A 14293-nucleotide genomic window follows, 5' to 3' on the forward strand; every position below is an offset into this window, starting at 1 on the left:
CTCAGAATGCGTGTTGTTATTTTGCGGCTATTTTAACCGGATTCGCCTGGGGCGGGAATGCAGCCAGCGTGTTTTTTCAATCCACTGTGAGTGAGTGCCAACACATGCGGCAATCTATATTGCACAAAGTTTGGCTTGTGCAGGCGGCGGCTGATCCACACGGTGCGCATGCCTAGCCGTTTTGCCGTCATCAGCGCTGGCAGGCTGTCTTCAAACAAGGTGCAGTCGGCAGCGCAACAACGCAACTGGCGCAACAGCATGCGAAAACCGCGTACCGAAGGCTTGGCATGAAAGCGCGATGATTCCACACTGAACACCAGGTTAAAACAGTCACTGATGCCCAATACATCTAGCACTTTTACCGCATAGGCACGCGGCGCATTGGTGAACACGCATTTGCGACCAGGCAGGCGCTGCAATAACTGACGTAATTGTCTGGTCGTCTGCACCATATCGTCAGTGAGAAAAGCGTGGGTTTCGGCCAGGAAATGGTGCGGGTCTACCCCGTGGTGGCGCATCAGCCCTTTCAGGGTGGCGCCATAAATACGCCAGTAATGCTGGCGTAACTGGTGGGCTGCCGGTTCTTCCAGTGCCAGCAGGTCCATGATGTAACGCGTCATGGACAGGTTCATGACCGGGAAGATATGCGAGGAAGCATCGTGCAGGGTGTCATCCAGATCAAAAATCCACACCCTGCGCGACATGATGAATATGACTAAAGTGAGTGGTCGCTTACTTGGCTTTGATCAAGGTGCCTACACCTTCGTCGGTCAGCACTTCCAGCAGCAAGGCGTGCTCGACCCGGCCATCAATGATGTGCACGGTCTTCACGCCGCTGCGTGCCGCATCGAGGGCAGAGCTGATCTTAGGCAGCATGCCGCCGCTCAAAGTGCCGTCGGCGACCAGGTCATCGATCTGCCTGGGGGTCAGCCCAGTCAGTAACTGGCCTTGCTTATCCAGCACGCCGGGCGTGTTGGTCAGTAAAATCAATTTTTCGGCATTGAGGATCTCAGCCAGCTTGCCAGCCACCACATCGGCATTGATATTGTAAGTTTCACCTTCGCGGCCTACGCCGATAGGTGCCACCACCGGGATAAAGTCACCAGTGTCGAGGAAGGTGATGATGCTGGGGTCTATCGCAGTGATCTCCCCCACCTGGCCGACATCTATCATTTTGCTGGGGTCTGTGAGGTCTTCCATCAGCAGTTTTTGGGCATGGATAAAATTACCATCCTGGCCGGTCAGGCCGACCGCTTTACCACCATGGCGGTTGATCAGGTTGACGATCTCTTTGTTCACCTGGCCGCCCAGCACCATTTCCACTACGTCCATGGTTTCTTCGTCGGTCACGCGCATGCCCTGGATAAACTCGCCTTTTTTGCCGAGCTTGTCCAGCATCTCGTTGATCTGCGGGCCACCGCCATGCACCACTACCGGGTTCATGCCCACCAGTTTCAGCAACACCACGTCCTGGGCGAAGCATTCTTTCAGGCGGTCATCAGTCATGGCGTTGCCGCCGTATTTGATGACTATGGTTTTATCGAAAAAGCGTTTGATGTAAGGCAGGGCTTCGGCGAGAGTTTGCGCCTTGTGGGCGGCTTTTGAAATGTTCATCATATGGATTTGCGATCAAGAATATGCGTATTCTATCTGCTGAAAGTTAAACAGTGAATGCATAGTGCGGTTAATTTTGCTCAGGATGTTGAATAAGAAGTCGATTTGCCGACTTTGTTCAACTTTATTCGCTTTAGATGAAGCAATTAAGACGCGGCCAGCGCTTAAGCTGCAAAAGTTTAAATGGCTGGCGAGAGCGCCAGCCATTTATTAGCTCAGTACTTTCACAAACACTTTGGATTTACGTTGCAGGTTATACAGTTGCTGTTTTGCGTGCGGTAACTGATCCACCGTCTGTTCAGTAAAGCCGCGCTCCAGAAACCAGTGCTCGGTGCGTGTCGTCAGGCAGAACAGCCATTGATGCCCCATGGCTTTTGCCTGCTCCTGGCAGTAATTGAACAGTTTGTCACCGCGCCCGCCACCTCTATAGGCCGGGTCTATCGCCAGGCAGGCGAATTCGACCATTTTCTCAGCCGGGAAAGGGTATAAGGCGGCGCACCCTATCACCCGGTTATCATGTTCCATGACATAGAAATAATTGATCTCCATTTCAATCCGTTCACGTCCGCGCCGCACCAGTATGCCTTCATTCTCCAGCGGCTCTATCAGCATGAGTATGCCACCAACGTCATCGATATTGGCCTGGCGCATGGTTTCCAGTGGTAGCTCGGTGATCATGGTGCCTATGCCCTGCCGCGTGAACAGCTCCTGGATGATGGCGCCGTCTATATGCCTGGAGATCAGATGCGTCCTGGCGACACCATGCTCGCAGGCGCGTACGGCAGCGGGCAGGTAGTAATTCACATCTTCCGAAATGTTGATAGGCTCATCGCTCTCCTGCACATTGCGCAGCATGTTCTTGGCTTTGGCCGAGGTCATCTCGCGCAATAATTCGCCACGCAGATTGTGTATGCCTTCCGAGCCCATCAGGAAGATGAGTTTTTCTGCATCCAGTGCGATCGCCGCGCTGACTGCCACATCTTCCAGTGTCAGGTTGAAGATCTCACCGGTGGGCGAATAACCCATGGGCGAGAGCAGCACCAGTTCGCCATCGTCCAGCCGTTTCTGGATGCCGACCGCATCGATCTTGCGCACCTCGCCGGTATGTTGCAGGTCTACGCCGTCGCGCACACCCAGCGGTTTGGCGGTGACAAAATTGCCACTCGCCACCCGGATATCACTGCCTGCCATAGGCGAGTTAGAAATGCCCATAGACAGCAGTGATTCTATCTCTACCCGCACCGTGCCATTGGCTTCTTTTACCGCTTCCATCGCCGTATCATCGGTGATGCGCAAGCCGTTATGCATTTTGGGGATCAGATTGTCGCGCTTGAGTCTGTGCTCGATCTGCGGGCGTGCACCGTGCACCAGCACCAGGCGCACCTCCAGGCTGGCCAGTAGGTTGAGGTCGTGTGAAAGCGCGATAAACTGTTGTTCGCTGACCACTTCGCCGCCAAAGGCGATGACGAAGGTGCTGCCGCCAAACGCATGGATATACGGCGCAGCGGAGCGGAACCAGTGCACAAAGTCTTTGCTGTTGGCGCTGGAAAGGATAGCCGGTGGCGTATTGGTCAGGTTGCTGGGCGTCAGGTCGGCGTCGTATAAACGACCTGGCGTGGTGCTCATGGCCTGAGCGGCTGCGCGTAACAAGGCGTCAGAAATACCGATCTCACCGCGTTCTATGCGCGACAGATTGCTGGTGTCGGTGCCCATGCGGGCTGCCAGCTGTTGTAAAGTTAGATTTTGCGATTTTCGCAAATTTCTGATGTTTGAGCCTATCATCCGCGCAGTTTACTGATTTAATTTGCAAAACAATAAATCAATTTGGTTTTTTATGCAAATTAAACATAAAAAATGACGGCCTAAGCCGTCATATTAAGTGATACAGAGAGAGACGACGTTTACATCAACTATTGGCTCCCGGGCGTATCGAGCGGTAAATGCGGTTGCTCTGCCGCTTGCTCAGTACCAGTTGCCAAAGCTGGCCTTGCCGCGAGCGGAAATACCCGGCACAACACATCAGGTAGTATTTCCACATGCGGTAAAAACTTTCATCATATTTAAACTGCAGTTCTGGCCAGGCACGGCTGAATTTATCCCACCAAGCCATCAGCGTGCGGTCATAATCCGGGCCGAAATTATGCCAGTCCTCGATCAGGAATTTCTTCTCTATGGCATTGCTCACCTCGCTGGCAGAAGGCAGCTTGCCGTTAGGGAAAATATAGCGGTCTATCCAGGCGTCGGTATAAAGTGCGGTCTTGTGGTTGCCTATGGTGTGCAGCAAAAACAGGCCGTTATCTTTTAGCAGCCTGTGCACGGTTGCAAAATAGATCGGGTAATTTTTTGGCCCTACATGTTCAAACATGCCAACAGACACGATTTTGTCGAACTGCCCCTGCAACTTGCGGTAATCCAGCAGCTGAATATCTACCGACAAGCCGGCGCAACGCTCTTTGGCCATGGCCTGTTGTTCGACAGACACGGTGATGCCGAGCACATTGACCTGGTAATGTTGCGCCATATGTTTGGCCAGCCCGCCCCAGCCACAACCGATCTCGAGTACATGCTCGCCTGGTTGCAGGTCCAGCTTGCGGCATATCATATCCAGCTTGTGCGTCTGTGCTTCTTCCAGCGTGTGCGCGTTTTCCCAATAGGCGCAGGAGTAGCTCATGCTCGAATCCAGCATCGCTTCAAACACGTCATTGCCGATATCGTAGTGCAGTTGCGCGACCTGGAAGGCACGCTCAGGGGCCTGCAGGTTGAACAGGGCATGCCTGAGGATATCGCCTAACAGTTGCAGTTTGCCCCAGCCGCCCATTTCTTCATCAATGTCGGCGCGCATCATGCGGGTGAAGAATTCATCCAGGCGGCTGCAGTCCCAGCGACCCTCGATATAGGCCTGGCCTAAACCCAGTGTGCCGCGTGTGAGCACATCGCGATACACAGTCTCGTCATAGACCTTTATATCCCACGGCGCGTCGCCGTTGATGGTGACGCCAGTCTTACCCAGCAGCCTGACCAGGGTTTCTGGCGGCGCAGGCTGTTGCGCCACGAAAGGATTCATTGTAGTTTTTGGCATCGCGGTGAAACTCCTCCAAAACGCATACAGATCACACAGTATTCAGCGCTAGCTTAAACCCTAGCAGATGGCCTGAATACTCGTTATATAACGTATGTGGATAGACCGGCGATGGCGAGATTTGTTCTACCGGCAGCAGCCATTAATGCGAGAGAAACTGAAACCACAGCGGCAGCGTGAAAATGCTGATCAAGGTGGTGGAGAACACGGCGGCGGCATATAGTGCGCCATCTAAATGGTAGCGTTCGCAGATGATGACCCCGAACACCATGGTCGGCATGGCGCTCAACAAAGTGATGGCTGTCAGCGTGTGCCCGCCCAGGCCCAGTTGCTCTGCCACCAGCATGGCAGCCAGCGGCGCCAGCAGCAGGCCTATGACGCACACCGGTAATAACTTGGGCAGCAGTGCCAGCTGAAAACTGTCCCAGCGTATGCTCATGCCCAGGGCGATCAGCATCAGCGGTATCACGCCACCCGCCAGCGTGTGCAATGCATGGCCCAGCATCTCCGGTTGCGCCACCTGCGCCAGGTTGAGCACGCACGCAAGCACTAGCGCCCACAACGGCGGCACACGCAGCAGTTCTCGCAACGGGTTAGACTTTTCTTCGCGCTTGCCATAAGCCTGTGCCATCAGCATGCCTACGGATAACAGGATAGGCGTGCAGGCAAACAGGTCAAACTTGAGCACCATCTCCTGTGCCCAGTCGCCCAGCACTTCGCTGGTCACCGGCAAGCCCAGATAAGTCGCATTGGGAAACGTGGCCGCCAGCATCAGCGCGCCTTGCTGTGCACGTGACAGTGGTTTAAAACGGTTAAACACTTGCAGGCATAACCACATCAACCCTGCCGCAGTGGCCAGCCTAGTGATGGCAGTGAGCTGGATGCTGAAAGTATCCGCATCCAATGGTGCTTGCCACAGCACATCTATGACTAATGCCGGCAGCAGGATATAAAACACCAGATCGGTTAGCGCCCGTCGGTGCGAGGTGGCTGAGATATGGTCAGGCGCGAACCGCTGCCAGGCAATGCCTGCAGTGATCAGCAGCGCCATTTGTAGCATGACTTGAAGCATGAGAACAACTTCCTAACACTGATAAATCTAAGGGAGTACTGCCAAAGCGGCTGGCCCTGAATCTGGCTACATGAGCATGCGCTTTTGCAGTATGGACAATACCGCCATCCGCTAAAGCTATCATAGCCGCATCACATCATTAGGCCAATTGACTTAAACGTCTAATGTTCAAGTTTGTAGTTGGTGATGACAAACACGTTTGACATATTTCTATGCGTGCCTATAATGACATTCATTGAACTTCATTAAATGTCAGGAGACAGTTATGAGTCAGATTACTGCAAGATTACCGGATGAATTGGTTTCTTCACTTGACCATGCAGCAGTGCAGTTACGTCGCACTCGCGCTGAAGTGGTACGCCAAGCCATAGAATATTATCTTGAAGACTTTGAAGATATCAATCAAGCCATACACGTATTACGCGATCCTTCTGACCCAGTGCTTGATTGGGAGTCGGTGAAAAATGAGCTACTCGGTTAGCATCAAAGAAAGCGCGTTCAAAGCGCTTGCCCGGATAGACAAACCCCACAGGCAACGTCTGATAGAAGCCATTGAAAAGTTAAAGATCAGCCCCACAGCGGGCAGTGTGCTCAAGGGCGAGTTTTCCGGATTGCGTAGGATAAGAGTAGGCGATTACAGGATTGTGTATGAAGTGCAGGATGCCCAGTTGGTCATTTTGGTCATCCGTATCGCACATCGCAGGGAAGTTTATAAATGACCTCTACAGGGCATGGCGATAAGGTTGTTGTATGGCTACACTGGTGTGCAGACTTGCAACCATATGTTTAAACCAAGAAAAGTCTGAGCCAGCTAGAAATCGCCCCACAAGGTTTGCATGCTGGCGATTGCAGTCACTGCGGCAGTTTCAGTCCTCAGGATTCTTGGCCCCAATACGATAGATTGAAAATGGTGTTGTGTAGCCAGTGTGATTTCGTTACCACTTAAGCCGCCTTCGGGGCCTATCAATAGGTGGATATGGCCGGATGGTTGCTCAAGTTGCGCCAGTCGTTTCGCCCCCACCGGGTTTAACAGAATATTGAGGCTGGCCTGTGTCTCATGCTGGCCCAGCCATTGTGTCAGTGTCACAGGCGCATGCACCAGCGGCAGTAAGGCGCGGCCGCTTTGTTCACAGGCGGCAATCGCTACGCCTTGCCAGTGCTCTACACGTTTCTCGGCACGGTCGCCACTCAGCTTGGTCACGCTGCGGTCGGTTGTCAGCGGAAAGATCTCCGTCACCCCTAATTCAACCGCTTTCTGTATGGTGTAATCCATGCGGTCGCCGCTGGAGATGCCCTGTAGCAGGCGAATATTCAGTGGCGATTCATTGCTGACCGCTGTGCGGCTCTGGACTGCCACATAAGCGGCTTTTTTCCCGATATCCGTCAGTACACACTGGTAATCAAAGCCGTCGCCACTGAATAAAACCAGCGTATCACCTGCTTTGAGCCGCATGACGCGTATGGCATGTGCGGCAGCATTTTCGCTCAGTGCGGTGGTATTGCCTATGGCGAGCGGTACGGGGCTGTAAAAACGTAAGTTACTCATGCCCGACATTGTAACCAAAATGCCGACTGCTTACATTGGCTGGCGGCATACCCCTACGCCACTTAATCACGTACCATACACTTTTTGTTATTTTGCTGGAGAGAGATGATGGCGAGTATTAGCCCCCCTGTGTGCAATTTTGGCTGGAAAGCCCCGCAATTCAAGCTGCCGGATGTCAATGGCAAGCTGGTCGATCTTGAAAGCAGCATGGGTGCCAAAGGCCTGCTGGTCATGTTTATCTGCAACCATTGCCCGTATGTCAAAGCGATTTTGCCGCGCCTGATAGCTGATGTGACTGAGTTGCAGGCATTAGGCATCAATACTGTCGCTATCATGTCCAACGACCCGGCTGATTACCCGGAAGATAGCCCGGAGAATATGAAAAAACTGTCTGAAGAACTGGCGTTGCCTTTCCCCTACCTGTTTGATGAAACCCAGCAGGTCGCGCGGGCATATGATGCAGTATGTACGCCAGACTTTTTTGGATTTAATAAAAACTTCGAGTTGCAATACCGTGGCCGCTTTGACGAAAGCCGCAAGGAAACTGCGCCCGATAGCAGCCGCGATTTATTCAAGGCCATGAAGCAAGTCGCCCAGACTGGCCATGGGCCAAAAGCGCAGGTGCAGAGCATAGGTTGTTCTATCAAGTGGAAAGCGTGATGGTTGTTTAACCCGGCGTGCCATCAATGCGCGGCTTGCTCAGGATAGGCCAGTAGCAGATGCAGAACCAGGTAAATGCGACTATCCAGCAAGTTGCCGCCAACATCACTGATAAACGGTAAGTCTCAGGCCATAGCAATGGTAAAAATACTCTGGATAAAGTTGCGGCGATACACAAGCCAAATATCCAGGCCACACTGGCTGGCGGCTTGTGTATATTGCGGCCGGTATGGCCCAATGCTACGCGCGCCATCATCGCCAGTGTGATGACCCCTATGCCACCTATGGCCCAGCAATGGATGGCGAGTATCAACGCCACGCCGCTATTGGTAAAACTCAATGCATACAAGAAAAAGCCGGCAGTGATCAGCCACAGCCCACTGTAAAAACTCCATAGCAAGGGCACTCGCCATAAGCCAGGCGTGTGCCAACGCAACAAACGTATACTATTGGCTGTGGCTATAGTGAGCCCTAACACCATGTTAGCCATGGGCGAATCTGCAGTCAGAATATTCAACAATAAAACCACTAGCAAAAGCATCAATAACCGGTCTAGCCATGCCATGTTTTTGAGGGTGACCTGTTCTTGCACGCCTCGCTCTATAAAACCCGGCAGGATACGGCGGCTGATCACCAGGATCAGGCTCACATTCAGCAACAGGCCTATCCATATGGCGGCATGCGCGCCATTCATGGACCAGCCCAGGGCCTGGGCATAAAACGCCGCATTGCCCAGCGTCAGCACCGCCACTTTTGCTAGCACACCCAGTTGCCGCCACTGTTTCACTTGAATGATAGGGTGGGCGATCGCCAGCATCAGCCACAAGTTGAAAGTCAGGTCCAGCACAGCGGCGAGTATGATCAGGTCGGGGGCTATCAGCATCACCGCACGCGCCCCTGCCCAGCAGGCCACCAGTGCGGCTAAAGCCTGCCCTTGTAATGTCTGCCTGCCAGTCCAGTTTTTGACTGCGGTGAGCAGAAAGCCGGCGATCACTGCAAAGGCAAAGCCATACAGCATTTCATGCGCATGCCATTGCGAGGCAGAGACATAGAATAAGGGTGGCAGGGTAAAGCGCAGGTATGACCACATCCAGGCAGCGATAGAAATGGCGGCAAAGGCAGAGGCGAGCAGGAAAAACGGACGGAAACCGAGATTGAATAAGGCGAATCTGCCGGCAGGTGTTTTTTTACCGGGCGGCGGCATCTGAATGAATTGCTGCATATGACATCCTATACTGCAAAAGCGAATGGCTCAGTTTAGCTGGCATCCGCTGGCATATGTTTGATACAGCGCAAACCGGGTGCAGGTTTGTCAGCCGGCTTGAGATGAGTGAGGAGGGCAGTGGTGTGGGGCAGCAGAAAAAATTGCAAGCTTTAGCAGGCCACCAGGGTCTGCTAAAGCTTGCTGCAGCTAAGTAACATCAGTTTATTGTTATTGGTGAAACATGTATTCAGCTGATCTTTCTGATGCGCCCGATCTCATGCGCCCGACCAGCACCAGGCCGAATAGCAGCAGGCAGTAAACACTGGGTTCAGGCACCGCCGTCACCGCCCAGCTGGCAACCACTAAAAGCTTGTTGTCATAGAAGTTGTTTAATTGCAGGCGCGCCGCAGCCTGGTTGCCACTCAAATAAAACAATTCGTCGTTGTAGATCTCGCCCACATATCCATATTCGCCCAGGCCAATCTGGGTGCCGCCAGAGTTGCCACCAATGACGGTGACGCCTTGTTGCGCACCTTGCAGAAAAGCGATGCTGTCGAAACTGTAAGCCGTGCGCCAGAATGCGTAGCGATCTGCCGCGCCCAGTTCGACTTCGACCCGGCCACTGCTGTCACCCAGATAAAACACTGACATGGTGGCACCTGCGAGGCCGATCAGCGAGCCGTCAAACGACAATACCGGCGCTGAGCCCGTGTTCAAAGGGTTGTTCAGTGCATGCGCTACCCCGGCCACAAAGCTGGTGTCATCCGCGCCATCCAATACCATACGCAGCACGGCGATCTCTGCCGCCAGGTCCGTGGTATCGAAGCTAACACTGCTGCTGCCCGCCACATCACGCCCTAGCGCTGGCTCAGCCGTCGCGGCGACATTCCATAGCTGTTTGGTCAGCGTAAAGTCAGAGTTAAAGCTGGCACCGGTAGTGCTGCCGCTGTTTAAGATGGTGGCACTGTCGCGCGCAATGGCCAGTAAACGGTGTGCGGCTTCCAGGCTCGGTGTCTTGCTGGCTTGCAGGTTGCTGGCGACGGCCACATCGGTCCAGCTGCCATTGCGCAAGGCCTGGATATCGGTTGCGGCTGCGCCCCAGCGCTGGCTGCCGCTGCTGCTTGCCGTCGCTTGCAAGGCGTCACTGACATATTGGCTAGTAGTTTTGGCCGTGAACAGCGCATTGAGCTGCAAGGAGCCGTTCAAATGCAGCTTGCCATAATTGAGAGTGCTGTCTCCCAGCGGCGTCACCGAGCTGATGCCCGATTGCAAGCGTATAGGCGTGAGCAGTGTGGCCGGGTCTGCCGGCAGGCTTAGGCTTTGTGTGCTGGTTCTTAGCGTACTAAAAGCCTGGTTGCTATTACACTGCAGCGAAGTCGAAGCGCAGAACCAGGTCGCGCCTATGTTGAGCGATTCCGCTTCAGGCAGCAATGCTCCTGAGGCTGATGCAGCGCCGTTGACCTGGATCAGGTTCCGCGCTTCGCTGGGGAATGTGGCGACGCCGGGGTCGTTGATGGAGACACTGTGGTTGGCATTGAGAGTGAACACCAGATCGCCGCTGCTGAAGGTACCTAAACGGCTGTTCAGCAAGCGCGCGTCTATCTTAGCTGCATCCAGCGTGATCGCTTTGTCTATGCCGGCGCTGAAATCAGCGGTTTCACTGAAGGTGTATTGTATATTGGTCGCGATCTCGCTGGCATGCGAGGCGAAAGGCAGCAGCAGGCTGAATGCCATCCCCCACAGCGATAATCCTGGTGTTGTGCGATCCATATTGCCATCCTCTCTCATAAGTAGCCGTTAGCATTGTTCTAATTTACTGATAAGGGTAACGGATAGCGTGTGAAACGTGCACCCCCAGAACAGGGGGGTGAACTTGGATAACCGGGTAGGGTGAGGCTAGCCCAGCTGCATCAGGCCGGCTGCCGCGAGATGAGTTGCCACGGCAGGTAAATGCTGAGTTTTAAGCCGCCGCTGGCGCTGGCGGCAAAGTGGACTTCTCCACCGAGTAATGCGGCACGTTTCTGGATATTGCTTAAACCGCGCCCGGCCGATTTGTCGCTGTTTGCAGGCAAGCCTATGCCATTGTCCTCTATCTGCAGCAGCAGGTGATGGGTGGTGGACTGCAAGGCGACCGCCAGTTGGGTGGCTTGCGCATGGCGGATGACGTTGGAGATGGTCTCGCGGATGATACGGCCCAGATTCAAGGCCTGCGGTTGCGTGAGCTGCCAGCTGGCATCCGCTATCTGGTTGTCCCACAGCAGTTGTATCTGTACGTCAGCCAGCCGCTTTTCGCATTCAATGCGGTAATCGGCCATGATGTCGTTCAATGCGCTGCTTTCATCGCCGGCACGTGATACCACATCACGCAGATCCTGCAACGCAGAGCGCGCCAGCTCGGCATTGTTAGGGTTTTGTGCGCGGTAGACCAGCGTCAGCAGTTTGGCACCCAGGTCATCGTGCAGGTCCTGGTAGATGCGCTCACGCTCTTCCAGCGTGGCCTGCTCTTTTAGTATTGATTGCAGTTGCTGAAAGTTATCGTTGAGCTCCTGGTGTTTGGAGATCACGCGTTGTTCCAGCTCCTGGTTCAGCTGCTCATAATTGTTGAGCGCACCCACATAGCGTGAAGTCATCATCAGCCCGACGATCAGGAACAGCACCGGTGCTGAAAACTGCATCAGATACTCTTCTTCGGTGATCAGCCAGGCATTGATACCGGGCACATTGGTGTGTATCAGCCAGTCATGAAAAGCAAACAGCAGGATGATACTCAGCGTCAGCAGCAATAGTCTGGCGTCTTTATTGCGGTCAATAAAACCGGTTTTTGCCAGCAAGGCCAGGCCAAAGATCACTACCAGCATGGTAATCAGATGCCAGAAATCGGTCGCCAGCATAAAGTAGTCTGCTGGGGTGAGCAGCAAGGTCAGCGGGGCCAGAATCAATATCCCCCACAACAGTTGATTAAAACTTTGCAAACGGATGCCGACAAAGTCCAGCAGTGAGATCAGCCACAAGGTAGCGATCGCCTGGAAACTGGCATTCACCAGTATCTCCCACAGCGGGGTGGGCAGTGGCGCCGTGATGATGTAGAAATTGAGCGATTGCAGTGCCCAGACAAAAGCCGCCAGCCCGAACAGGCCGTAAGCGGTGTCCTGTTTACGCCGCCACCATAGGCTGAGCATCAGCAGGCCTATGCCGACGATCAGCAGGCTGGAAGTCTGGTTCAGGGTGATGCGGATAAATCGCGCCTTCTCATATTGCGGCTGCAACAGGTGCAACTGGTTGATTTGCGGCGGGTAGAGCATGCCCTGCGAGTGCTGCGGCGCGATCACCCGGATATATAGCGTGTTAGCCGTTGCTTTCAAGGTGTCGGGCGGGATGGTGAATAACAGCGGACGGTTCCAGTTACGCGACACCGGTTCGCTGAATGAGCCACCGGAGCCTATCTTCTTGCCATTCAGGTAGGCCTCGGCATTCAGGCTCAAGCGCGAAAGGTATAAGGCGTAAATTTGTTGAGTATCCAGGCCAGGGTAATTGAACTGAAAGCGGTACCAGCCCGTGCCGAAAGTGTCAGGGTGCGACAGCTTCCATAGGTCTGGCAAGCTGGCGGGAGACCAGGCCGCCTGTACCTCGGGCGGTATTTCACTATCGCTGAGGGTAAATGCTGCCTGGCTTATTTCTATCCCCGGTAAATGTGCAGGCGCGTCATCGGCCAGCGCTGAGTTCAGGCTCAGCAACAAGCCTGGCAACCAGCCAATAATGAGTATCCAGGATTGCAATTGCGTACGTTTTTTCATTTGAACAGGGTGATCACTTGCAGATAAATATCCTGCACATCGACAAAGTTACGGCCGCCATAGGTATCCTGGAATTCCAGTTTTACGATCACCGGTAAAGCTAATTTGCCCTGCTGCCATGCCTGCACGCCGCTCCAGGTCGCGCTGACGCGGTATTGATCTGCGCGCCGGTCAGTGTAAGCTTCCAGCGGTGCAGTATCCGTACCCAGGGTGGAGCGATACTCATCTGATTTCTTCTGGAATCTATGCCAGGTAGTGGCGAATCGCCAGTTCGACCAGCGATAGCCTACTTCAATATCTGCCTCGTAATAATCTCCGAGATCGCGATCCAGTGTTTGTTTTGAACTTGCCAATGCCAGCCCCTGACTGGATGCTGGAATGCGCATGCGCGCTTTGTCCGAGAATTGCCAGTTGTAATCGGCCAGCAGGCGCAAATCAAAGTTGCTACCCAGGTCATAAAAATATTCCGCCCGGCTGCGTATGTCAGTGCTGCCATCACCTAAGGGTGTATCGAGTAAATTATCCGGGTCATCTTTTTTTGCCAGGCCCATGCGTAGCCCCAGGCCCAGGATCAGGCTTTCAGCCGGTGATTTCACCGCGCGCCATAACAGGCCCAGCGTAGGGTCGCTAAAGCCTTCGCTACGGCTGTCTTTCAGCGCTTTATATTGATAACCGAACGCAGGGTTGGTCAAAATGTTTTGCACGCCGGCAGTGCCCATGGGCGCAATGCCGCCACCGGCCGGGGCGAACGGAAAGTTGCCAGGCCCTATAGGCTGGCTGGCATTGAAAGCCGGGTTAAAGCCGACATTGCCACCATCGACCGCAAAATTGACCCGCGATTGCGAAATGCCATAAGGGATGATTGCGCCTATGGTCAGGTTGGGCGTCAAACCATAGCCTATGGTCAGGATGCTGATGCGGTTTTCGGTTTTGTGATCAAAACGCGTGCTGCCCAGCGAAGCGCCTGGCCCTAGTGCTGCCAGCGCGGGAAACATGCTGGCATTCAGGTTGATGTTATCGAAACTGCTGCCTAGCGGTGATAGATGGCCACGGTCATCATAACGCGCATCGAAATGGCTGCTGCGCTGTTCAAAACGGATAGCCCAGCTGCTTTCGGGCGCCATGGTATCGAGTGCAAAATAGGACGCGGTGGGGATATTCTCAGTGGCAAAAGCATGCGGGGCGGCGATGGATGACGCGCATAACATCAGCCATGCTGGCGGGTGCATCTTAGCGACTTGCGTGTATAGGTAGGTCATGGTGCTGATTATTTTTGTTGTTTGTATGTAAGCCCCCACGTTTGCGGGAGTGTATTCATTTTAAA

At 53.9% G+C, this 14293-nt stretch carries 13 protein-coding genes; 3 read left to right on the plus strand and 10 right to left on the minus strand.

Annotated elements, in window-relative coordinates:
• Positions 1-32: 32 nt before the first annotated feature.
• From ACFQ1Z_RS10875 to ACFQ1Z_RS10895, 5 genes are all read right to left on the minus strand, one after another.
• Positions 33-704, minus strand: coding sequence for a pyrimidine 5'-nucleotidase (locus ACFQ1Z_RS10875; RefSeq protein WP_379057589.1), 672 nt, complete (start codon positions 702-704; stop codon positions 33-35).
• Positions 705-732: 28 nt separating this feature from the next.
• Complete coding sequence (gene argB / locus ACFQ1Z_RS10880; RefSeq protein ID WP_379057590.1) at positions 733-1617, minus strand: acetylglutamate kinase; 885 nt, start codon at positions 1615-1617, stop codon at positions 733-735.
• A gap of 207 nt (positions 1618-1824) precedes the next feature.
• Positions 1825-3396, minus strand: a complete 1572-nt coding sequence (argA, locus tag ACFQ1Z_RS10885; protein ID WP_379057592.1) for an amino-acid N-acetyltransferase — start codon at positions 3394-3396, stop codon at positions 1825-1827.
• Positions 3397-3520: 124 nt separating this feature from the next.
• Positions 3521-4693 carry a cyclopropane fatty acyl phospholipid synthase gene (gene cfa, locus ACFQ1Z_RS10890; protein ID WP_379057594.1) on the minus strand — a complete coding sequence of 391 codons (1173 nt, stop codon included), beginning with the start codon at positions 4691-4693 and terminating at the stop codon, positions 3521-3523.
• A gap of 142 nt (positions 4694-4835) precedes the next feature.
• Complete coding sequence (locus ACFQ1Z_RS10895; protein WP_379057595.1) at positions 4836-5765, minus strand: AEC family transporter; 930 nt, start codon at positions 5763-5765, stop codon at positions 4836-4838.
• Between the two features lie 265 nt (positions 5766-6030).
• Here ACFQ1Z_RS10895 and ACFQ1Z_RS10900 point away from each other — a divergent pair, with 265 nt between their 5' ends.
• The gene (locus ACFQ1Z_RS10900; RefSeq protein ID WP_379057596.1) at positions 6031-6246 is read left to right on the plus strand and encodes a ribbon-helix-helix protein, CopG family; all 216 of its coding nucleotides are present in this window, start codon (positions 6031-6033) and stop codon (positions 6244-6246) included.
• Positions 6230-6484: a type II toxin-antitoxin system RelE family toxin gene (locus tag ACFQ1Z_RS10905; RefSeq protein ID WP_379057598.1), complete on the plus strand. Its 255-nt coding sequence runs from the start codon at positions 6230-6232 to the stop codon at positions 6482-6484. The genes ACFQ1Z_RS10900 and ACFQ1Z_RS10905 overlap by 17 nt, the downstream gene beginning before the upstream one ends.
• Before the next feature lie 92 nt (positions 6485-6576).
• Here the strand turns inward: ACFQ1Z_RS10905 and ACFQ1Z_RS10910 are convergent, their stop codons facing one another.
• Positions 6577-7311 carry a 16S rRNA (uracil(1498)-N(3))-methyltransferase gene (locus ACFQ1Z_RS10910; RefSeq protein ID WP_379057599.1) on the minus strand — a complete coding sequence of 245 codons (735 nt, stop codon included), beginning with the start codon at positions 7309-7311 and terminating at the stop codon, positions 6577-6579.
• A 108-nt stretch (positions 7312-7419) separates the two neighbouring features.
• Between ACFQ1Z_RS10910 and ACFQ1Z_RS10915 the strand changes: the two genes are divergently transcribed.
• Complete coding sequence (locus ACFQ1Z_RS10915) at positions 7420-7971, plus strand: thioredoxin family protein (RefSeq protein WP_379057600.1); 552 nt, start codon at positions 7420-7422, stop codon at positions 7969-7971.
• Positions 7972-7978: 7 nt separating this feature from the next.
• Here the strand turns inward: ACFQ1Z_RS10915 and ACFQ1Z_RS10920 are convergent, their stop codons facing one another.
• The 4 genes from ACFQ1Z_RS10920 to ACFQ1Z_RS10935 all read right to left on the minus strand — a co-directional run bounded on the left by ACFQ1Z_RS10920 (position 7979) and on the right by ACFQ1Z_RS10935 (position 14228).
• A complete protein-coding gene (locus tag ACFQ1Z_RS10920; protein WP_379057602.1) occupies positions 7979-9193 on the minus strand; it encodes an NnrS family protein in 1215 nt (404 codons plus the stop codon).
• 210 nt (positions 9194-9403) lie between these two features.
• On the minus strand, positions 9404-10945 hold the full coding sequence (locus tag ACFQ1Z_RS10925) for a PEP-CTERM sorting domain-containing protein (protein WP_379057604.1): 1542 nt from the start codon (positions 10943-10945) through the stop codon (positions 9404-9406).
• 140 nt (positions 10946-11085) lie between these two features.
• The gene (locus ACFQ1Z_RS10930; protein WP_379057606.1) at positions 11086-12969 is read right to left on the minus strand and encodes a sensor histidine kinase; all 1884 of its coding nucleotides are present in this window, start codon (positions 12967-12969) and stop codon (positions 11086-11088) included.
• Positions 12966-14228, minus strand: a complete 1263-nt coding sequence (locus ACFQ1Z_RS10935) for a hypothetical protein (protein WP_379057607.1) — start codon at positions 14226-14228, stop codon at positions 12966-12968. The genes ACFQ1Z_RS10930 and ACFQ1Z_RS10935 overlap by 4 nt, the downstream gene beginning before the upstream one ends.
• Between the last annotated feature and the right edge of the window lie 65 nt (positions 14229-14293).

This window comes from Methylophilus luteus (assembly GCF_042676265.1).
Classification (GTDB): domain Bacteria; phylum Pseudomonadota; class Gammaproteobacteria; order Burkholderiales; family Methylophilaceae; genus Methylophilus; species Methylophilus luteus.